A 21,579-nucleotide genomic window follows, 5' to 3' on the forward strand; every position below is an offset into this window, starting at 1 on the left:
GCTCCGTTCCTCCGGGGCGCCCGTGCGGCGCCGATCACAGGCCAGACTATCCCGCGCCGCCGACACCTGGCGCTGATCCCCGCGGCGCGAACTCCCCGGTCGCTTCACGCGCCTCCAGCGCCTCGGTGATCGCCAACATCGCCTCGCGCATCTCGGCGTCCCTCGCGTCGTCGTCCGCGGAATCCCAGGCGCCCGTGACCGCGACAACGACCCCGGCGACCGGGTCCACGAAGAGGAACTGCCCGTGCACCCCGAGACCGGTCACGGCGCGGTGCGCCCCGCCGAAGGTCCACCACTGATTCGAGTAGCCGTACGCCGGCGGGTACAGCTCCGGATCGAGTGCGCCGACCGCGAGCTCGGGAATCCCGGCATCCCGGCAGCGCTCGATCCACGCCTCGGGAACGATGCGCTGGCCCTCCCACACGCCACCCTGCGCGACCAGCAGACCGACCCTGGCCAGGTCCATCGTCGTGGCGTTGAGGGACCCGCCGCCCAGGGCCGTCCGCGGCGTCGCGCGCGACAGGAAGTAAAAGGCGTCGCTCTCGGCCCCGATCGGACGCCAGATCTTCTCCCCGAGATAGTCCGCGATCGGGGTCCCGACCGCGGCCTCCAGCACCCAGCCGAGCACGTGCGTGTCGACCGTCGAGTAGTTGAACGCCGTTCCGGCCGGGCGCACCCGCGGTGCATTCCGGATCACGTCGAACACCGATCCGCCGTTCATCACCGCGCGCTCGTACGCGAGAATCAGCGCTTCCGGATCCGTCCACACCTCGGCCCCGCCGACACCGCTGCGCATGTCGAGGAGTTCCTGCACGGTGACCTCGGCGTATGCGCTGTCGGAGAGCTCCGGGAGGAACGAGGCGACCGTGGCGCCGAGATCGGGGAGGTCGCCGTCCTCGTGCGCGATACCGACGAGCAGGGAGGTCACCGACTTCGTCAGCGAGAAGAGCTGGAACCGGGCCTCCGGACTCGCGAAGCGCCCGGGGTAACTCTCCTGCACCACCCGGCCGCGATGCAGCACCACCATGCTCGTCACGTGATTCCGGTCGAAAAGCGCCGCGATCGGGCGCCCCGGGGCTGCGCCGTAGCGCACCACGTGCTCGAGCGGGAAGCGATCGCGGGGGAGCGGCATCCGGGGCGCGGAACGCACGATCTGCACTGGCATGATCCTGCTCATGTGGGTGAACGTCCACTCGTTGACGGGCCTGCGCACGCCGATCGCACCCTGGTGGCGCCACACCCATGCGATGCCGGCGCCGAGCGCTCCACCGATCGAGAGAGCCGTGATCATCCGTGACGCGCGCATCGTTGCCTCCTGTGTTCGGGCCGTTTAACGCACGGAGCGCGATACCCGGTGAACACCAAGGTACCGCGCTCCACGCGTGAAAGGGCCGATCAGCTGCGCGTCACGACCACCGGGCACGGCAGCGCCTGCAGCACGCCGTGGCTCACAGAGCCCAGCAGCAGGCGGGAGATCCCGCCCCGCCCGCGGCTGCCGACGACGATCATCTCGGCGCCGCGAGCCGCGTCGACGAGCGCCGCGACGGGCGGAGACTGCACGATCTCGCGTCGGATCTCGAGTTCCGGGTAGCGGGTCGCGAGACCGGCGACGCCGATCGCGATCGCCTCCTCGGCCGCGGAGCGCTGGGAGCTCACGAGCTCCTCGCTCCACAGGTACTCGAGGCCGGGAGTGAGCGGCGGCATCCACGCGTACACGGCCGTGAGCGGGAGCCCGCGCGTCGACGCCTCTTCCGCGGCGAAGGCGATCGCCTTCTGCGAGGCCTCCGAGCCGTCGATGCCGACGACCACGGTCTTGTGCTCCACCGGCTCGGGCGCGGGAATGACCGCGACCGGGCAGTGCGCCGTCGCCGCGACCTTCACGGCACGCGTGCCGAAGAAGGAGCCCGCGAAACGGCTGCCGGCGTGTGCGCCGAGAATCACGAGATCAGCGCGCTTCGACGCCTCCTCGACCTCCGCGATCGGGTGACCGACCACGGCGGTGCCCTTGCAGACACCCTCGAAACCGAGGCTCCGCGCGTACTCGATCTCGGTCTTCAGCATCGCCTCCGAGGCGGCCTGCGCCTCGGAGAGGAAGGCGACGCTCTCGGAGAGGAAGGAGTCGTCTGCGACGTGGAGCAGTTCCACGCTCGCGTTCCGCTGCTTCGCCCGCTCGAGGCCCCACGCGAGGGCGGCTCGGCTCTGCTCGGATCCGTCGACTCCGATGACGTAGTTCTCAGACATGCGCGATCCTTTCATTGGGGTGGTGTGCTGCAAGCCCGGGCGATCAGTCCTCGAGCGCGGGCAGGTGCGCCGGGTGGCTGCCTGCGAGCTGCTCGATGATGCGGACGACCTGGCAGCTGTAGCCGTACTCGTTGTCGTACCAGACGTAGAGAACGGCGCTGTCGCCGGTGACGATCGTCGCGAGGCCGTCGACGACGCCCGCGCGGTTTGAGCCGACGAAGTCCGTCGAGACGATCTCGGGCGACTCGACGTAGTCGATCTGGGTACGCAGCGCGCCGGTTAGCGAGACCTGCTCGAGGAACGCGTTGATCTCATCGCGGTCCGTCTCGGTTTCGAGCTGCAGGTTGAGCACCGCCATCGAGACGTCCGGGGTGGGAACGCGGATCGCGTTGCCCGTGAGCTTGCCCTCGAACTCGGGGAGCGCCTTCGACACGGCCTTCGCTGCGCCGGTCTCCGTGAGCACCATGTTCAGCGCGGCGGAGCGGCCGCGACGGTCGCCCTTGTGGAAGTTGTCGATCAGGTTCTGATCGTTCGTGTAGGAGTGCACGGTCTCGACGTGACCGCGCTTGACACCGAAGCGGTCGTTGATGACCTTGAGCACCGGGGTGATCGCGTTCGTGGTGCAGGACGCGGCGCTGAGGATGGTCTCGTCCGCCGTGATCTTGTCGCTGTTGACGCCGTACACGACGTTCAGCATGTCGCCCTTGCCCGGCGCGGTGAGCAGGACGCGGCTGATGCCCTTGTTCTGCAGGTGCTGGCCGAGGCCCTCAGCGTCGCGCCAGCGGCCCGTGTTGTCCACGAGGATGGCGTTCTCGATGCCGTACTGCGTGTAGTCGACGCTCGCCGGATCGTTCGAGTAGATGACCTGGATGCGCACGCCGTTCGCGAGGATCGCGTCCTCGTCCTCGAGCACCTTGATCGTGCCGTTGAAGGGGCCGTGCACCGAGTCGCGGCGCAGCAGGTTGGCGCGCTTCACGAGATCATTCTCGGAGCCCTTGCGCACGACGATCGCGCGCAGGTTCAGGCCGTTGCCCGATCCCGAGTGGTCGATGATGATGCGGGCGAGCAGGCGGCCGATGCGGCCGAAGCCGTAGAGGACGACGTCCGTACCGGTGCCGGCGGACGCGCCGATCGCCGGCGCGAGCTCCGCGCGGAGGTACGCTTCGAGATCGTCCGAGCCGGAGGCGCGGAAGCCGTTCGCGAGCAGGGCGAGATCGACCGAGACGGGGCCCGGCTGGATCTGGGCGAGGGCCTCGACGATCGCGGAGGTCTCGGCCAGGGAGAGCTCGACGTCATCGATCTTGCGGGCGAAGCTGTGGGCGCGAATGATGTCAATGGGGGAGCGCCCGATGAGGCTCCGTCCATGAACCGACATCACCACATCGTGGTCGCGGTAGAGCTGGCCGATGAGCGGGATCATCCGCTCGGCGAGCTCCTGCTTCGTCTTCCATTCCTCGAGGTGAGCATCAGCACGCTGGTTCATATGAAACGGAGGGTTCCTTTCGAGATCCTGAAGTAGTCGGCCTGCCCGCCGGCGACGCTTCTTCGTCACATTCATTATCCCACGTGCATGACGCCGTGTGACACGGTGATTTCCCGGTGTGGCGGCGGATCGGGCAATCTGTCGGAGTACCGGGTCGCGCCCCAGCTGCGCGACCACCCTTGACCCTTACTGAACAGGAACAACGATGCTCTCCAAGAAGCGCGGCGTCCTTGCCGCCTCCGCCGCCGCAATCGCCCTCGCCGCCTCGCTCGTCGGCTGCTCGGGCGACGCCGCTGGCAGCGGCGACGCGAAGGCCGACAAGCCCGTCAAGATCGGTGTCGTCGGCGCGAGTGACCCGTACTGGAAGACCTTCGAGAAGGCCGCGGACGACGCGGGCATCAAGGTCGAACTCGTCGACTTCACCGACTACAACCAGCCGAACCCCGCGCTCAGCGAGGGCGAGCTGGATCTCAACCAGTTCCAGCACATCGTCTACCTCGCCGACTACAACGTCGCGAACAATGACGACCTCGTCGCGATCGGCTCGACGGCGATCTACCCCCTCGGCCTCTTCTCGACGAAGCACAAGTCGCTCGACGAGATCCCCAAGGGCGGCACGGTCGCGATCCCCTCGGATCCCACTAACCGAGCTCGCGCACTGAACGTGCTCGCCGAGGCGAAGCTGCTGAAGCTCAAGGATCCGGGCAGCCTCTTCTCCGCGCCGCAGGACATCGATGCCGCCGGGTCGAAGGTCAAGGTCACCGAGATGGATGCGGCGTTCACCGCGACGTCGCTGCAGGACGTTGATGGCGCCGTCGTGAACAACGACTTCGTCACGGACGCCGGCCTCAAGTTCTCGGACGCCCTGTTCCAGGACGATCCGAAGAGCGAGGCGGCCAAGCCGTTCATCAACATCTGGGCGGCGAAGGCCAAGGACAAGGACAACGCCACCTACAAGAAGCTCATCGACATCTACCAGAACGACAAGGCCGTTCAGGACGGTGTGATCAAGAACTCGGGCGACAGCGCCATTATGGTGAAGACCCCGGTCTCGGAGCTGCAGACCATCCTCGACGATGCGCAGAAGCAGGTCTCGGAGAACAAGGGCTGATCTGCCCACTCGCAACGTAGGATCGGGGCGTTCGGAACTTCTTCCGGACGCCCCGCCCGCATGTACCGACGGCGCCTCGCCCCGAGCCGCCGCACTGGAAGGGAGACGCCTATGACGCGCGTCCAGATACTCGGCGTGTCCAAGCGCTATCCCGGCCGCGGGAAGGATGCCGCCCCCGTGGTCGCGGTCGACGACGTTTCGATCGACGTGGCCTCGGGCGAGATCCACGCGATCATCGGCTATTCCGGCGCGGGGAAGAGCACGCTGCTGCGGCTCATCAACGGTCTCGAGCGGACCACCGACGGCCGGATCCTCGTGGGCGAGGACGAGGTCTCCGCCCTCCCCGAGGCGAAGCTGCGCGCGGTGCGCGGCGGCATCGGGATGATCTTCCAGCAGTTCAACCTGTTCTTCTCGAAGCGGGTCGCGAAGAACGTCGAGTATCCGCTCGTCGTCGCTGGCGTCCCCGCGGAGGAGCGCAAGCGCCGCGTCGCCGAGCTCCTCGAATTCGTGGGGCTCGCGGACAAAGCCCAGGCCTACACCGATCAACTGTCCGGCGGCCAGAAGCAGCGCGTCGGAATCGCCAGGGCCCTCGCAACGAACCCCGGGCTCCTGCTCGCCGACGAGGCGACGAGCGCGCTCGACCCGCAGACGTCCCAGGAGGTGCTCGCGCTGCTGAAGCGCGTGAACAACGAGCTCGGGATCACGATCATCCTGATCACGCATGAGATGGAGGTCGTGCGCGCGATCGCGGACCGCGTCACCGTCATGGAACACGGCCGCGCCGTCGAGCAGGGCGATGTGTTCGAGGTGTTCTCGGCGCCAGCGACGGAGGTCACGCGGCGGTTCGTCGCGACCGCGCTGCCGACCGAGCCGGATCCGGACCACCTGGCGGCACTTCGCGAGCGCCACCGCGGGAGGCTCATCTCGCTCACGTTCCGCGACGGGGACGTGGATCAGCCCGTCGTGTTCCGCACGATCGCCGAGCGCGGCGTTGGCGTGAGCATCGTGCACGGCGGCGTCACCGACGTCGGCGGCCGCAGCTTCGGCAAGCTCACCCTCGAGCTCATCGGCGACGATCTGAAGGTGGAGCACGCGGTTGCGGCGCTCGCCCAGGAAACCGAGCTGGAGGTGCTCGCCTAATGAATCAGCTCATGGAACTCGTCGAGAACGGCATGCTGTGGGCCGCGATCCTGAAGACCCTGCAGTACGTCACCATCGCGATGCTCATCGGCGGCGGTCTCGGCACGGTCATCGGCGTGCTGCTGACGGTGACCCGCGCTGGCGGCATCCTGGCCAACAAGCCGAGCTACTTCGTACTGAACTTCCTCGTGAACTTCTTCCGGCCGATCCCGTTCGTGATCCTGCTCGGCGCGCTGCAGCCGCTGGCTCGCGCGGTGACCGGGAAGGGCATCGGCGATCCCGCCCTGCTCTTCGTGCTGTCGTTCGCGGTGACCTTCGGCATCGCGCGGCTCGTCGAGCAGAACCTGCTCACGGTTCCGCCCGGGGTGATCGAGGCGGCGCGCGCCATGGGTGCCGGGCCGCTGCGCACGATCTTCACGGTCCTCATCCCCGAGGGTCTCGGGCCCGTGGTGCTCGGCTACACCTTCGCTTTCATCGCGGTCGTCGACATGACCGCCATGGCCGGTGTGATCGGCGGCGGCGGGCTCGGTAACCTGGCGCTGCAGTACGGCTACCGCCAGTTCAACCCGTGGATCACGTGGTCGGCGGTGCTGATTATCATCGTGATCGTGCAGCTCGTGCAGCTGCTCGGCAACACCATCGCCCGCAAGCTCCTCAGGAGGTAGACATGTCCGGCGCCGCCACCGGCCAGCACGAAGCGACCCTCGCGGATCTGCGCCGCGTCACCGAAGCGTTCTGGCCGGCCGCGACCGCAGAGAGCTGGGACCGAGTCGGTCTCGTGACCGGGCGGGACGATCGGCCGCTTCGCCGGGTGCTGCTCGCGGTCGACGCGGTCGCCGCGACTGTCGATGAGGCGATCGCCCTGGGTGCCGATGCCCTGATCACGCACCACCCGCTGCTGCTGCGCGGGGTCCACACGATCGCCGAGGACACCGGCAAGGGCGCCCTGCTCGCGCGCCTGATCCGGGCCGACTGCGCCCTCATCGCCGCGCACACGAACGCGGACGCGCCGGCGGGCGGCGTCTCGGACGAGATCGCGCGCCGCCTCGGCCTGCACGGCACAGAGCCGCTCGTCCAGGGAGCGCCTCCCGCGGCACATGGCGCTGGGCTCGGTCGCACGGGGACGCTCCCGGAGCCGCTGACACTCCGCGCCTTCGCCGAGCTCGTCGACGGCATCATGCCGCGCACCGTGACCGGGGTGCGCGTCGCCGGCGATCCGGAGCGGATCGTGTCGCGCGTGGCACTGCTCGGGGGAGCCGGAGACAGCCTGCTCGATCATCCTGCCGTGCGCTCGGCCGACGTCTATCTCACCTCCGACCTGCGCCATCATCCCGCCCAGGACGCGATCGAGCTCGCACGCGCCGCGGGCGGGCCCGCGCTCGTGGACGTCGCCCACTGGGCGAGCGAGTCGCTGTGGCTGGAGGGGGCAGCGGAGCGCCTCGCGGAGCAGCTGCCCGGGGTGGAGTTCACCGTGAGCGAGCTCCGCACCGATCCCTGGGACTTCGCCGTCGGCGGCGAGCGATAGGCTGGCCCTATGAAGGCCAGCCCCCGTCAGCAGCGACTGCTCCTCGATCTCCAGGACCTCGACACCGGTCTCGCCCGGCTCCGTCGCAAGCGCCAGGGACTTCCCGAGCGCCAGCGCATCGCCGACCTGGCCGGAGAGGCCGAGAGCGCGAAGCAGCGCTTCATGGAGGCCCAGCGCGAGCTCGACCTGCAGAGCGCCGAGATCGAGCGCATCGAGACCGACGTGAAGCTCGTGAGCGAGCGTCGCGCGCGCGATGAACAGCTGATCGCGGTGAGCACCTCGCCCAAGGAGGCCCAGGCCCTGCAGAGCGAACTCGACACCCTCGCGCGCCGCACCGGCGAGCTCGAGGAGAAGGAGCTCGAGGTGATGGAGCTCCAGGAGGCCGCGCAGAAGGTCTTCGCCGAGGCGGAGGCCGCACTCAACGCCGTCGAGGATCGCCGCTCGGAACTGCGCGCAGCACTCCAGGCCGGCGAGGCCAGGATCGACACGGAGCTGAAGTCGGGCGCTGAGGAGCGCGCCGGCCTCGCGGCCGAGATCCAGCGCGACGTGCTCGCCGAGTACGAGGATCTGCGCGCCCGCACCGGGATCGGCGCCGCCCGCCTGCGCGGCAACGTCTCGGAGGCGAGCAACATGGCGCTCACGCCGGCGGAGCTCAGCACCATCCGGGCGGCGGCTCCCGACGAGCTCGTCTACTGCCCGGGCACCGGGGCGATCCTGGTCCGCGTCGACGAGGAATAGCGTTCCGGCCCCGCACCGCTAGAATCGAGGGTGGAATGGGTCGGTGAGACGGTCGCGTCGCGCATCGCTTGCGATGTCGCGCCGAGGAACGTCCGGGCTCCGCAGGGGAGAACGGTGGCTAACGGCCACCCGGGGCAACCCGCGAGAAAGTGCAACAGAGAGTAGACCGCCAGTCGGGAGTATTTCCGGTCGGTAAGGCTGAAAGGGTGGTGTAAGAGACCACCGGCGTCCGTGGCGACACGGGCGGCCAGGTAAACCTCGTTCGGAGCAAGGCCAGACAGAGGATGATGACGCGCCCCGCCGAGTCCTCGGGTAGGCCGCTAGAGGGTGTCGGCAACGGCATCCCGAGAGAGATGACCGTCGCCCGGGAAACCGGGAGACAGAACCCGGCGTATGATCCGGCCCATTCCGCCGCTCCCGGTTCCGGGCTGCGGGCCGCGCTCGCCGGGCTGCGGGCCGCGGGCCGCGCTCGCCGGGCTGCGGGCCGCGCTCGCCGGGCCTCGACCCCGCTGGGCGCCTCACCCGGCGCCGCCGCCTGCCGCGGCTGCGTGCCGCCCTCAGTCGGAGACCGTGAGCAGTTCGAAGCCGTTCTCCCTGATCACCACGGTGTGCTCGAACTGGGCCGTGAAGCTCTTGTCTCGCGTCGTGACCGTCCAGTCGTCGTCCCACTGATCCCACTCGTGGCCGCCGAGCGTGAGCATCGGCTCGACCGTGAACACCATACCGGGCACGATCACGTCGCTGTAGCTCGGCGCGGAGTCGTAGTGGGGGATGATGAGACCCGTGTGGAACGCCGCGCCAACGCCGTGCCCGGTGAAATCGCGCACGACGCCGTAGCCGAAGCGCTTCGCGTACTGCTCGATGACGCGCCCGATGATGTTCACCTCGCGCCCCGGCTTCGCGGCCTTGATCCCGCGCATCATCGCCTCGTGGGTGCGCTCGACGAGCAGGTCGACCTCCTCGGAAACCTCGCCGACGCGGAAGGTGCGGTTCGTGTCCCCGTGGTACCCGTCCAGGTAGGCCGTGATGTCGACGTTGACGATATCGCCCTCGCGGAGCACCGTGTCATCAGGGATTCCGTGACAAATGACCTCGTTCACCGAGGTGCACGTCGAGGCGCGGTAGCCGCGGTAGCCGAGCGTTGAGGGGTACGCCCCGGCGCCGATCACGGCCTCGTGCCCGATCCGATCGAGCTCCGCCGTCGTGACGCCGGGGCGAACGGCCGCCCCGACGGCGTCGAGCGCGCGGGAGGCGATCCGGCCCGAGGTGCGGATCTTCTCGATCTCCTCCTCGGAGTAGGTGTTGTCGCCCGTGTACTGGGGCGGCGTCTTGAGGCCGACGTAGGGCGGACGCTCGATCTCCTGGGGGACTGCCCGGGGGGCGGGGACGGTTCCGGGGATGAGATGATTCTGGGCGTCGAAAGGCATGCCTCCAGTCTACGAGCCGACGTAACACGACTGTCACAGGCGACCGATAGTCTGAACGGGCCGGGCTTCACCGCCCGGCCAGCCCTCGGCAACCGACGAACGGAGGCATCCGTGAGCAAGCAGCGTGACTTCGTACTGCGCACGATCGAGGAGCGGGGCGTCAGGTTCGTCCGGCTCTGGTTCAGCGACGTGTCAGGGACGCTCAAATCGGTGGCGCTCGCGCCCGCAGAGGTGGAGGGCGCCTTCACCGAGGGCATCGGCTTCGACGGTTCCGCCATCGAGGGGCTCACGCGCGCCTACGAGTCCGATCTCCTGGCCATCCCGGATCCGTCGACCTTCCAGCTGCTGCCATGGCGCAGCATCCAGGCGCCAACGGCGCGCATGTTCTGCGATATTCAGCAGCCGAACGGCGAGCCGGCGGTCGCGGACCCGCGCAACGTGCTGAAGCGCGCCCTCGCGAGCGCCGCTGATCAGGGTTTCACCTTCTACACCCACCCCGAGATCGAGTTCTACCTGCTGAAGTCCAAGGAGTTCGGGCCGGAAGGGCCGGTTCCCGTTGACCGCGCCGGCTACTTCGACAACGTGCCCGGCGGGACCGCACACGACTTCCGGCGCGAGAGTGTTTCGATGCTCGAGGACCTGGGCATCTCGGTCGAGTTCAGCCACCACGAGGCCGGCCCCGGGCAGAACGAGATCGACCTGCGCTACGCCGACGCGCTCACCACGGCGGACAACCTCATGACGTTCCGCACGGTCGTCAAGGAGGTCGCGATCTCGCAGGGCGTCCACGCCACCTTCATGCCGAAGCCGCTCGCCGGCCAGCCCGGCTCTGGCATGCACACCCACCTCTCCCTCTTCGAGGGGGATTCGAACGCGTTCTACGATCCGGGCGCCCGCTACCAGATGTCGCAGACGGGCCGGCGCTTCGTCGCCGGGCTCCTGCGCCACGCGCCCGAGATCACCGCGGTCACCAACCAGTACATCAACTCGTACAAGCGCATCTGGGGCGGGGACGAGGCGCCGTCCTTCGTGAGCTGGGGCCACAACAACCGCTCCGCGCTCGTGCGCGTGCCCATGTACAAGCCGGGCAAGGGCGGTGCGGCGCGGGTGGAGTACCGCGGGCTCGACAGCGCCGCCAACCCCTACCTCGCGTACTCCGTTCTGCTTGCGGCTGGGCTCAAGGGCATCCGCGAGGAGTACGAGCTGCCGCCCGAGGCGGAGAACAATGTGTGGGCGCTCAGCGACGGCGAGCGGCGCGCGATGGGATTCGATCCTCTGCCCGCGAGCCTCGATCACGCACTCGCGGTCATGGAGCGCTCGGAGCTCGTCGCCGAAACGCTGGGGGAGCAGGTGTTCGCCTACTTCCTGCGCGACAAGCGACGCGAGGTCGCCGCCTACCACTCGCAGGTCACGCCGTACGAGCTCAGCTCGATGCTCGACACGATCTAGACCATCGTGCCTGACCTCACTCCCACCCAGGCGCTGCGACTTGCGGAGCTCGCGCGCTCGGGGTTCCAGGACCTGGGCGACGCGCGCACCGAACTCACCGAGCTCGCCGGCCGCATCGGGATCACCCCGAGCACCCTGCTGCTCGCCTTCGGCCGGGCGGCGGATCCGGACGCCGCGGTGCTGAGGATCCGTTTCATCGAGGAGCGCTGCCCCGGCCTGCTGGAGCGGCTCTCGGCCGAGGAGTGGGTGCGGCTGTGCCGGCTGCTCGGGGCGTCGCCAGCGCTCGGCGACTTCTTCGCGAGGCACCCCGGACGCCTGGAGGAGATCCTGCGCGACGGCGGCCGTCTCGTCGATGCGGAGACGGCGCACCGGGAGCTCGCCGCGGCGATCCGCGCCGGATCGCGCGCGAGCGGGGGAGCGTCGAGCCCGTCGTCCGCGGCCGGCGAGATCCTCATCGGGGATACCGGCTGGAATGCGCTCCGCGTGCGGTATCGCGAGCTGCTCGCGGAGGTCGCCCTCCATGATCTCGAGCGCGGGGCGAACGGCGAGGCGGTTGCCGCGTTCGAGGGCGTCGCGAACTCGCTGTCGAGCCTCGCCGACGCCGCCATCGAGGCCTCGCTCGAGGTGTCCCGCGCCACGATCGCGAGCGGCACGTCCGGCCCTCCGGTGAGCCCTGAACGACTCGCCGCCACGCGACTCGCCGTCGTCGCGATGGGCAAGTGCGGGGCCCAGGAGCTCAACGTGGTCTCGGACGTGGACGTCGTGTTCATCGCCGAGAGCACGGACCAGGAGGTGCTCGACGGAGACGCCCTGATCCGGATCGCCACGCGCCTCGCGAGCGACACGATGCGCGGGATCCACGATCCGCTCATCGAGCCGCCGCTCTGGCAGCTCGACGCGAACCTCCGGCCCGAGGGCCGCCACGGCCCGCTCGTGCGCACGCTCGGCTCGATGCTCAACTACTACGACCGCTGGGCCAAGGGGTGGGAGTTCCAGGCGCTGCTCAAGGCGCGCCCACAGGCCGGCGATCTGGATCTCGGCGCGGAGTTCGTCGCCCGCACGCGCGACGCCGTCTGGACGTCCTCCTCGCGCGCCGACTTCGTGGGCTCCGTGCAGCGCATGCGCGAGCGCGTGACCGAGCACATCGACGACGGCGAGCTGGAGACCCAGCTCAAGCTCGGCCCGGGCGGCCTCCGTGACATCGAGTTCAGCGTGCAGCTGCTCCAGCTCGTGCACGGCCAGTACGACGAGCGCCTGCACCTCCGTGGCACCCTGCCCGCCCTCCGCGCGCTCGTTGACGGCGGCTACGTGGCCCGCAGCGACGGCGAACGGCTCGCGGAGCACTACGGCTTCCTTCGGGTGCTCGAGCACCGCCTGCAGCTCCGAGAGCTGCGTCGAACGGCGATCATGCCCACCGATGAAGAGGGTCTCCGCGTGCTCTCGCGCGCAAGCGGGCTCGCCGCCACCGGACCCGAGCTGCGCCAGAAGTGGGAGCGCGTGAAGCGGGAGGTCCGCGAACTCCACCTGAAGATCTTCTACGCGCCGCTCCTGAGCGCCGTGGCCGCCCTGCCCGAGGAGGAGCTGGTACTCGGCAGCGACGAGGCGCGCGCCCGGCTCACGAGCATCGGCTTCCGAGACCCTGACGGGGCGATGCGGCACCTCGCCTCGCTCACGAAGGGCACCTCGCGCCGCGCGCGGATCCACCGGAACCTCATGCCGGTGCTCCTGCGCTGGCTCGCCGACGGCACGGACCCCGACTACGGTCTGCTCGCCTTCCGCCGCGTCAGCGAGGCGAACAAGGAAACTCCCTGGTATCTGCGACTCCTGCGCGACGGCACGGAAGCGGCCGAGCGCCTCACCCGGGTGCTGTCCTGCTCCCGCTTCACGGCTGAGCTCCTCGAATCGATTCCGGAAGCGGTCGCCTGGCTCGAGCGCGACGACCGGCTGCAGCCGATCCCGCTCCCGCAGCTATTCGAGGAGATGCGCGCGCTGGCGTCCCGCCGCGACACCGCGGAGGCCGCCGCCACGGCGCTGCGCGCGGTGCACCGGCGCGAGATCCTCCGCCTCGCCATGGGCAGGGTCGTTGGCGTGATCGGTGAGGCCGACGTCGCCCGCGGGCTCGACGCCGCCCACACGGCCCTCCTCGACGCGCTGCTCTCCGCGATTCGCGCCGCGGTGCCGGAGGGCGACGACGCCCGGGAGCTCGAACTCGCCCTGATCGGCATGGGCCGCTATGGCGGTGGCGAGCTCGGATTCGCCTCCGACCTCGATCTGCTCGCCGTCTTCCGCGCCCCCTCCGGCATCGCCCCCGATCGCGCCTCTCGCGCGGCGGGGCGCCTGATCGGGGAGTTGCGCAGGCTCGTCTCGGATCCCCGGTTCCCGGTCGATCTCGACTTCGATCTGCGCCCCGAGGGCAAGAACGGTCCGATCGTCCGCAGTCTCGATGCCTACCGCGCCTACTACGAGCGCTGGTCGGTGACCTGGGAGGCGCAGGCGCTGCTGCGCGCCCGACCCATCGCTGGCGACGAAACGCTCGGGGCCGACTTCACGGCCCTCGCCGACGAGATCCGCTACCCGGCGTCCTTCGGCGAAACCCAGATCCGCGAGGTCCGCCGCATCAAGGCTCGCGTTGAGTCGGAGCGGCTGCCGCGCGGGGCCGATCCGGCACGGCACCTCAAGCTCGGCCCCGGGGGACTGAGCGACGTCGAGTGGCTCGTCCAGCTCCTGCAGCTCACCGAGGGAGGCGAGCACCCGGAGCTGCGCACGGTCTCGACGCTCGGCGCGTTGACCGCCGCGACGGAGCTCGGGCTGCTCACCCCCGAGGAGTGCGAGCAACTGGGGGAGTCGTGGCGCTTCGCGAGCGAGGTGCGCTCCGCGCTCAAGCTCTGGTCCGGGCGATCCTCCGACTCGCTGCCGATCGACCGCAGCGAGCTCGCCGGGGTCGCGGGCGTGCTCGGAATGCCGAACGGCACCACCTCGGAGTTGGAGGAGCGCTGGCTCGGTGCGTCGCGTCGCGCTCGCGCGGTGTTTGAACGGCGATTCTTCGGGTACGAGCCCGACGAACACTACCCCCATCCCTGAGAGTGCGGCCGCGGTGGCCCCTGGGGACCGCCGGGGAATATTCAGCGTACGTTCACCAAATTCACCTTCCGCTCACCGTTACCAAAGCGTAATCTTTTGGCATGCCCACACTCAATGAGTTCCTCGAGGCCCTCCTCGCAGAGGACGGAGCCGAGATCGAGGAAGATCCCGTTTCCTAGCCCACCTCGCGCGGCCCGCCGCGCCAGAACGTGTGAAGCCCCCGGCCTGAATCCGGGGGCTTCACGCGTTCGGAGCAATCTCAGTTGGATTGTCAGCACCCATCACACACGACCGCGTATTACGCACGGGGAAAGGCCTCCGCACGCGCGAGGGTCAATGAACGGCCACACTGCCCAGATCCACTCCGGGACACTCACCCCTGTGGGAGGAGAAGCGCGAGAGCATCGGCCTCGAAAAACAGAGATCACCCCTCACAATCCAGAGATTGCAAGGGGTGATCTCAGCGGGCTCCGCGTAACGGTTCGCGACGCGGTGCGTCTCGAAGACCGATCCGCTACACGCCGTAGTACAGCTCGAACTCGTACGGGTGCGGCCGCAACGCCATCTGGGCGATCTCGGACTCGCGCTTCAGCTCGAGCCAGGTCTGGATGAGCTCCTCCGTGAACACGCCGCCCTCAAGGAGGAACTGGTGGTCCGCCTCGAGCGCCGCGAGGGCCTCTTCGAGCGATCCGGGCACCTGGGGGATGTTCTTCGCCTCCTCGGGGGGAAGCTCGTAGAGGTCCTTGTCGATGGGCTCCATCGGCTCGATCCGGTTGCGGATGCCGTCGATTCCGGCCATCAGCTGCGCTGCGAACGCGAGGTACGGGTTGCCCGAGGCGTCCGGCGCGCGGAACTCGATGCGCTTCGCCTTCGGGTTCGAGCCGGTGAGCGGGATGCGCACGGCCGCCGAACGGTTGCCCGCCGAGTAGGCGAGGTTGACGGGGGCCTCGTAGCCCTTGACGAGGCGGCGGTAGCTGTTGATCGTCGGGTTGGTGAACGCGAGCAGCGCGGGGGCGTGGTGCAGGATGCCGCCGATGTACCAGCGCGCGATGTCCGAGAGGCCGGCGTAGCCGTTCTCGTCGTAGAAGAGCGGCTCGCCGCCCTGCCACAGCGACATGTGCGTGTGCATGCCGGAGCCGTTGTCGCCGTAGACGGGCTTGGGCATGAACGTTGCCGTCTTGCCCCACAGCTCAGCCGTGTTCTTCACGATGTACTTGAACTTGAGCACGTCGTCCGCCGCGCGAACCATGGTGTCGAAACGGTAGTTGATCTCCGCCTGGCCCGGTGCGCCGACCTCGTGGTGCGCGCGCTCGAGCTGCAGGCCGGCCTCGATGAGGCGCAGCGAGATGTCGTCGCGCAGGTCAGCCTGCTTGTCGACGGGGGAGACGGGGAAGTAGCCGCCCTTCTCGGCGGTCTGGTTGCCGAGGTTGCCGCCCTCGATCTTGCGGCCGGAGTTCCAGTGCGCCTCTTCGGAGTCGATCTCGTAGAAGGTCCGCTGCGGCGAGTTCTCGTAGCGCACCGAGTCGAGAATGTAGAACTCGGCTTCGGGGGCGAAGAACGCGGTGTCTGCGATTCCGGTGGAGGCGAGGTACTGCTCCGCCTTCTTCGCGACCTGACGAGGATCCTTGGAGTAGATCTCGCCCGTGCGGGGGTTGAAGATGTCGCAGATGACGATCAGGGTGCGCTCGGCGCGGAACTGGTCGATGTACGCCGTCGTCACATCGGGGATCAGCTGCATGTCGGACTCGGCGATGCCGGCGAAGCCGCGGATCGAAGATCCGTCGAACATCTGGCCGACTTCGAAGAAGTCCTCATCGGCCATCGACGCGGGGATGTTGAAGTGCTGCTGCACCCCCGGCATGTCCGTGAAGCGGATGTCGACGAATTTGACGTCGGTTTCCGCAATGAAATCGATGACTTCCTGGGGGGTGGTGAACATTCTGCTCCTCGTTGCTGATGCGCCTCACGGCTGCGTTCGCTTCGTTCCAACACTACGCGAACGGCATTTCGATTTTGTGAGACTGATGTTTCCAGGGTGTTTCGTGCGCCGGAAAAAACGCCGCGTCCTCGCTCAAGCCCGGATCAGGACCGTCCCCGCAATCTTGTCGTGGAAGCCGCGCTGATCCGAGTCCCACACGAGAACGGGGATCACCAGGCAGAGCAGGAGGGTGCGCACCACGGGGCGCCACATGCCGACCCAACCGCCCGCGATCGGAACGACGCGCAGGCCCAGAATACGGTGGCCGATCGAGCCGCCGATCGTGGGGATGAAGATGATCTGCAGGATCGCGAAGATCGCGATGTTCCAGAGTTCGGGGTGCGGACCGCCGATGAGGAAGTACGCGGGCAGCGCGGCGAGCCACCAGTCGATGAAGATCGCGGCGAAGCGACGCCCGATCCTGGCGACCGATCCCGGTCCTTCTTCTGGCAGGCCGAGACGCTCCCCGGGCCATTTGCTCGGCGCGAGTTCCCCGAAGTTTTTCGGAGCCTGGGTCGCCATGGATCAGCGGGGACGCTGCGAGCGCATCTTGTTCGGATCCATGCCCTTCGGGATCCCGACCGGAGCCGCCTGCAGCGAGGAGAGCCGGTTGTAGACGGCCGCGATCTCGTTGCGGTTGAGCTTCGGCTTCAGGCGCACGAGCTCCTTCGACAGCTTGGGGAGCGGAATGCCGCCCTCGTCGGGGCCGACGTACAGGTGCACGACCTCGACGTTGCGCAGTGCGCGCTTGACCTTGCGCTCCTCATCCTGCGCCATCCGCAGGGTGCGCTGGCGGGAGCCCTCGGAGATCAGGACGACGCCGCCGCGGCCAACGACGCGGTAGACCGCGTCCTGGCTCTTGTTGATGGCGACGGGGATCTCGGATCCGCGCCAGGAACGGCGCAGCGCGCTCTGCACGATCGCGCCGACGGCGCCGGGACGGCCCTCGATCTGACGGTAGGCGACGGCTTCAGCGCGACGACCGAGCACGATCATGACGAGGAGGATACCGACCAGGATGCCCGTGATCGGCCACAGCACCCAGGAGAACCAGTTGCCGGGGAGGAGCCAGGCGACGAGGAGAGCCACCGCGATCGGGCCGATGAAGCAGAGCACCAGAAGCGGCGTGAGGTTGCGATCGTGCACCTTCGTCGTCTGATAGATCTCGATCATCTGCCGGATGCGACCGGTCTTCTTCGCCTGCTCTGCTGCCATGACTCCTAGGGTATCGCGTTCGGGGGGAGTTCCGGGACCGCCCTCCGCGTGCGCGTGCCTCGTTCGCTCACAGCACGAGCAGATCCCGAAGCCGTCCACAGATCCGGGCACGGAGCGGCCGGGGGCCGCCCCGGCGCCGCATCATGGGACAACGGCCCGCATCCAGCGGGTCTGGTGAGTCGGGAGGCGGTCGCTCGTGCGTGCTGGCCAATCATTGAGATCGTGGGTGCCGCGGGGCCTGTCCCGGCTCCGCAATATGGCCACGCTCCTGGCGCGCGGCGTCGAGCGCCTGAGCGCCCCGCTCCGCGAGCGGCTCTCGTGGGACCCGTCTCCTCCCGATGCACGCGAGTCGATCCCCGGCGGTGCTGGCGAACTCGCGTGGCGAGCGCTCCGTCTGAGCTGGGCGGGGCTTCGCCTCAGAGCCTCGGCGCGCTGTCTGGCCGCGGACGGCGATGAGCGTGCGCACGCACGTTCCGGTCACGACCTCGGCTGCGCGACGCTGGGCGTCTCGCTCGCCTCGTTCGAGCGCGCGCTCGCTCGCTGGGATCGGGTGGGCGCGGCCGGCCTCGTGTTCGAGGCGATCACGGCTGCCGCCCAGGCGATCGCGGCCGACGCGCCTTCCGGTTCCGGCGTGACCCCCGAGGAGACGGTTCTGGATGAGGTCTCGCGAAGGATCGGGCCGGTGCGGCCGCGGCGAGCAGCCGAGTCGGCTGGCGCTGCGGCCGGGGGATCTTGGACCCCCGGGAAACGGCGGAAGGCCGCGGGATCAAGGTGATCCCGCCGCCATCCGCGTGCCCCAAAGCCCGCGCAGAAGCCGCGGGCAGCGGCGAAATCGCCCTCCTCGAGGCGCTGCTTCACCTGGGTGAGGAAGCGCGCGGCGTCCGCCCCGTCGACCACGCGGTGGTCGTACGAGAGCGCCAGGAACACCATCGAGCGGATCGCGATCGCGTCGCCCTCGGGGCCGGAAACGACGGCGGGCTTCTTCACGACGGACCCCGTGCCGAGGATGGCGACCTGCGGCAGGAACACGAGCGGCGTATCGAACAGCGCGCCGCGCGAACCCGTGTTCGTCAGGGTGAACGTACCCCCGCTCAGCTCATCGGGCGTGAGCTTGTTGTCGCGGGTGCGGGCGGCGAGGTCGGCGATCTCGGCCGCGACCTGGGCGATGTTCTTGTCGCCAGCGTCGCGCAGCACCGGGGTGAGCAGACCGCGCTCGGTGTCCACGGCGATGCTGATGTTCTCCGTGGCGGGGTAGGTGATCGAATCGCCCTCGACCGTCGCATTGATGATCGGGTAGCTCTTCAGCGCCTCGGCCGCGGCGACAGCGAAGAACGGCAGGAAGGAAAGCTTGTTCCCGGTCTTCTCGAGGAACGCGTCCTTGTTGGCCTGACGGAACTGGGCGACGCGAGTCACGTCGACCTCGACCATCGTGGTGAGCTGAGCCGTGCTCTGCAGCGACTGCACCGCGCGCTCCGAGATCACCTTGCGCAGGCGCGACATCTTCTGCGTCGTGCCGCGGAGCTCGGACACCTCGGCGGCGGCGCGCTTCGCGGGCGCCGAGGTCGACGCCGAAGCCGCGGGAGCGGACTGCTTCGCAGCTGCAGCGGCCGCGATGACGTCCTCCTTGCGGATGCGACCGCCGACGCCGGTGCCGGTGACCATCGAGAGGTCGACGCCGGAGTCGTTGGCGAGCTTACGGACGATCGGCGTGACGTAGCCCGAGGCATCCGCGTGAGCCGGGGCAGCCGCCGGTGCCGCAGCGGGAGCGGCGGGAGCAGCTGCCGGAGCGGGAGTGGCTGCCGGTGCGGGGGTCGCTGCCGGTGCGGGGGTCGCTGCCGGTGCGGGGGTCGCGGCCGGGGCCGGAGCAGCCTCCGCTGCCGGAGCCGGAGCGGCCTCTGCGGCCGGTGCCGCTGCAGCGGGGGCCGGTTCAGCGGGCTGCGCCTGCGGGGCGGCCTGGGCCGGTTCTGCGGCCGATGCCGGTGCGGACTCGGCGGCGGGGGCCTGCGCGGGCGCCTCGGAGCCGATCCGGGCGAGTACGCCGCCGACCTCGACGGTGTCGTCCTCCTGAACCAGGATCTCGGTGAGCACACCGGCGATCGGGGAGGGGACCTCCGTGTCCACCTTGTCGGTCGACACCTCGAGCAGCGGATCGTCCACCTCGACGGTGTCGCCAACGTTCTTCAGCCAGCGCGTGACCGTTCCCTCGGTGATGCTCTCACCGAGCGACGGCAGCACGATGTCCTGCGCGTCACTCGATGCGGCGGGCGCCGGCGCGGAGGCGGCGGGCGCCTCGGCGGCTGCCGCCGGTGCGGGTGCGGGCTCCGAAGCGGGAGCAGCCTCAGCAGCGGGAGCAGCGGACTCCGCTGCCGGAGCCGCGGGGGCGGCGTCCGCGGCGGGTGCGCTTTCCTGGGACGATCCTGCGCCGGAGCCGTCACCGATCACGGCGAGCTGCGAGCCCACCTCTGCGGTCTCGTCCTCCTGAACGAGGATCTGCTCGAGCACGCCCGAGAAGGGGGAGGGGATCTCCGTGTCGACCTTGTCCGTCGACACCTCGAGCAGGGGCTCGTCGACCTCGACGGTGTCGCCGACGTTCTTCAGCCAGCGCGTGACCGTGCCCTCGGTCACACTCTCACCCAGTGCGGGGAGGACCACCGATTCACTCATCGTGCATTTCTCCGTTCGTTGCGTTCAGTCTCGATGCTGCCGTCAGATTGCGTGCAGCGGCTTGCCGGCGAGCTTGAGCATGGTCTCGCCGATGGTTTCGTTCTGGGTCGGATGACCGTGGATGAAGGGGGCGACGTCCTCGGGGTACGCCTCCCAGTTGACGATGAGCTGGGCCTCGCCCACGAGCTCGCCAACGCGCGCGCCGATCATGTGGACGCCGACCACGGGGCCGTCGTTGACGCGAACGGCCTTCACGGATCCCGCCGTTCCCAGGATCGAGCTCTTCGCGTTCCCGGCGAGGTTGTACTCGTACGTGGTGACGTTGGCGTCGCCGTACTTCTCCTTGGCCTTCGCCTCGGTGAGGCCGACCGAAGCGATCTCGGGGTCGCAGTAGGTGACCTTCGGGATATTCACGTCCTCGACCACCACCGGGTTCAGGCCCGCGATCTCCTCCGCGACGAAAATGCCCTGCTGGTAGCCGCGATGCGCGAGCTGGAGGCCGGGAACGATGTCGCCGATCGCGTACACGTCGGGGACATTCGTTGCGAGGCGCTCATCGGTGAGCACGAAGCCGCGATCCATGTTGATCCCGACCTCTTCGAAGCCGTTGCCCTGCGTCGCGGGGCCACGGCCGACGGCGACGAGCAAGTAGTCGGCCGAGATCTCGGTCCCGTCCTCGAGGGTCACGGTGACGCTCGAGGCATCCTGCGTGACGGACTTGAAACGGACGCCGAGCTTGAAGTCGATCCCGCGCTTGCGGAAGGCCCGCTCGAGCTGCTTCGAGATCGACTCCTCCTCGTTCGGCACGAGGTGGGGGAGACCCTCCACGATCGTGACCTCGGCGCCGAAGGAGCGCCACACGCTCGCGAACTCGACGCCGATGACGCCGCCACCGAGAATGATGACCCGGTTCGGAATCTCCTGAAGCTCGAGCGCCTGCTCGCTCGTGATCACGCGGCCCTCGATGTCGAGGCCGGGGAGCGAGCGGGAGTAGGACCCGGTCGCGAGGACGATCTTCTTGCCGGTGATCTTGTCGTCGCCGACCTGGACCGTGTGCGGGTCGATCAGGCGACCCTCGCCGGCGATCACGGTGATCCCGTTCGCCTTGAGCAGGCCCTGCAGCCCCTTGAACTTTCCAGCGACCAGGTTCTCGCGGAAGGCGTTGACCTTCGCGATATCGATGCTGTCAACGCTGGAGAGCACGCCGTACTTCTCGCCCTCGCGCGCGACATCGGCAATCTCGGCGGAGTGGAGCAGCGCTTTGGTCGGCACGCAACCCCGGTGGAGACAGGTGCCGCCGAGCTTGTCCTTCTCGATGACTGCGGCGCTGTAGCCCAGCTGCGTCGCGCGGATCGCCGCCGCATAACCGGCGCTGCCGCCGCCCAGAACTACGATGTCGAACTGCTGATCGGCCAAGTGGGTCTCCTTGAGTCGCTGCCGGTGGGTCGGCGTCGCGGCGCTATGCCGGGCGCACCAGGACCAGACTACACCCGCGCCCCTGCGGGCCCGAGGCATGTCGGGTTCGCT

At 68.9% G+C, this 21,579-nt stretch carries 15 protein-coding genes, 1 other RNA gene and 1 pseudogene; 8 read left to right on the top strand and 9 right to left on the bottom strand.

From position 1 onward, the window contains the following. Positions 1-46 precede the first annotated feature (46 nt). The 3 genes from JD292_RS04025 to JD292_RS04035 form a co-directional block, all read right to left on the bottom strand. Positions 47-1,306 carry a serine hydrolase domain-containing protein gene (locus tag JD292_RS04025; protein WP_200131418.1) on the bottom strand — a complete coding sequence of 420 codons (1,260 nt, stop codon included), beginning with the start codon at positions 1,304-1,306 and terminating at the stop codon, positions 47-49. Positions 1,307-1,395: 89 nt separating this feature from the next. Next, positions 1,396-2,241 (bottom strand): universal stress protein, encoded by an 846-nt coding sequence (locus JD292_RS04030; RefSeq protein ID WP_200131419.1) that lies wholly within the window; start codon positions 2,239-2,241, stop codon positions 1,396-1,398. 43 nt (positions 2,242-2,284) lie between these two features. Continuing rightward, complete coding sequence (locus tag JD292_RS04035; protein ID WP_200131420.1) at positions 2,285-3,724, bottom strand: glyceraldehyde-3-phosphate dehydrogenase; 1,440 nt, start codon at positions 3,722-3,724, stop codon at positions 2,285-2,287. Positions 3,725-3,929: 205 nt separating this feature from the next. On the opposite strand from JD292_RS04035, the gene JD292_RS04040 reads away from it, so the two are divergent. From JD292_RS04040 to rnpB, 6 genes are all read left to right on the top strand, one after another. Next, positions 3,930-4,835, top strand: coding sequence for a MetQ/NlpA family ABC transporter substrate-binding protein (locus JD292_RS04040; protein WP_200131421.1), 906 nt, complete (start codon positions 3,930-3,932; stop codon positions 4,833-4,835). A gap of 111 nt (positions 4,836-4,946) precedes the next feature. Further along, the gene (locus tag JD292_RS04045) at positions 4,947-5,975 is read left to right on the top strand and encodes a methionine ABC transporter ATP-binding protein (RefSeq protein ID WP_200131422.1); all 1,029 of its coding nucleotides are present in this window, start codon (positions 4,947-4,949) and stop codon (positions 5,973-5,975) included. Further along, a complete protein-coding gene (locus JD292_RS04050) occupies positions 5,975-6,640 on the top strand; it encodes a methionine ABC transporter permease (protein ID WP_200131423.1) in 666 nt (221 codons plus the stop codon). The genes JD292_RS04045 and JD292_RS04050 overlap by 1 nt, the downstream gene beginning before the upstream one ends. 2 nt (positions 6,641-6,642) lie before the next feature. Then, the gene (locus JD292_RS04055) at positions 6,643-7,500 is read left to right on the top strand and encodes a Nif3-like dinuclear metal center hexameric protein (protein WP_200131424.1); all 858 of its coding nucleotides are present in this window, start codon (positions 6,643-6,645) and stop codon (positions 7,498-7,500) included. Between the two features lie 9 nt (positions 7,501-7,509). Continuing rightward, on the top strand, positions 7,510-8,238 hold the full coding sequence (locus JD292_RS04060) for a zinc ribbon domain-containing protein (RefSeq protein WP_200131425.1): 729 nt from the start codon (positions 7,510-7,512) through the stop codon (positions 8,236-8,238). Positions 8,239-8,274: 36 nt separating this feature from the next. Beyond that, an RNA gene (rnpB, locus tag JD292_RS04065) (RNase P RNA component class A) lies at positions 8,275-8,648 on the top strand. Between the two features lie 147 nt (positions 8,649-8,795). Here the strand turns inward: rnpB and map are convergent. Then, the gene (gene map / locus JD292_RS04070; RefSeq protein WP_200131426.1) at positions 8,796-9,665 is read right to left on the bottom strand and encodes a type I methionyl aminopeptidase; all 870 of its coding nucleotides are present in this window, start codon (positions 9,663-9,665) and stop codon (positions 8,796-8,798) included. Between the two features lie 111 nt (positions 9,666-9,776). On the opposite strand from map, the gene JD292_RS04075 reads away from it, so the two are divergent. After that, entirely contained in the window at positions 9,777-11,114 is a 1,338-nt protein-coding gene (locus JD292_RS04075) for a glutamine synthetase family protein (protein ID WP_200131427.1), read from the top strand. Positions 11,115-11,120: 6 nt separating this feature from the next. Beyond that, positions 11,121-14,195 carry a bifunctional [glutamine synthetase] adenylyltransferase/[glutamine synthetase]-adenylyl-L-tyrosine phosphorylase gene (locus JD292_RS04080; protein WP_200131428.1) on the top strand — a complete coding sequence of 1,025 codons (3,075 nt, stop codon included), beginning with the start codon at positions 11,121-11,123 and terminating at the stop codon, positions 14,193-14,195. 514 nt (positions 14,196-14,709) lie between these two features. Here JD292_RS04080 and glnA read toward each other — a convergent pair. The 5 genes and pseudogenes from glnA to lpdA form a co-directional block, all read right to left on the bottom strand. After that, entirely contained in the window at positions 14,710-16,134 is a 1,425-nt protein-coding gene (glnA, locus tag JD292_RS04085; RefSeq protein WP_200131429.1) for a type I glutamate--ammonia ligase, read from the bottom strand. Positions 16,135-16,266: 132 nt separating this feature from the next. Beyond that, positions 16,267-16,695: an RDD family protein gene (locus JD292_RS04090; protein WP_200131430.1), complete on the bottom strand. Its 429-nt coding sequence runs from the start codon at positions 16,693-16,695 to the stop codon at positions 16,267-16,269. Positions 16,696-16,698: 3 nt separating this feature from the next. After that, complete coding sequence (locus JD292_RS04095; RefSeq protein ID WP_200131431.1) at positions 16,699-17,388, bottom strand: DUF4191 domain-containing protein; 690 nt, start codon at positions 17,386-17,388, stop codon at positions 16,699-16,701. Positions 17,389-18,198: 810 nt separating this feature from the next. Beyond that, a pseudogene (gene sucB, locus JD292_RS04100) lies at positions 18,199-20,052 on the bottom strand (2-oxoglutarate dehydrogenase, E2 component, dihydrolipoamide succinyltransferase); the annotation flags it as partial. A gap of 42 nt (positions 20,053-20,094) precedes the next feature. Beyond that, complete coding sequence (lpdA, locus tag JD292_RS04105; protein WP_200131432.1) at positions 20,095-21,468, bottom strand: dihydrolipoyl dehydrogenase; 1,374 nt, start codon at positions 21,466-21,468, stop codon at positions 20,095-20,097. Between the last annotated feature and the right edge of the window lie 111 nt (positions 21,469-21,579).

Source organism: Leucobacter edaphi, assembly GCF_016522535.1.
Classification (GTDB): Bacteria; Actinomycetota; Actinomycetes; order Actinomycetales; family Microbacteriaceae; genus Leucobacter; species Leucobacter edaphi.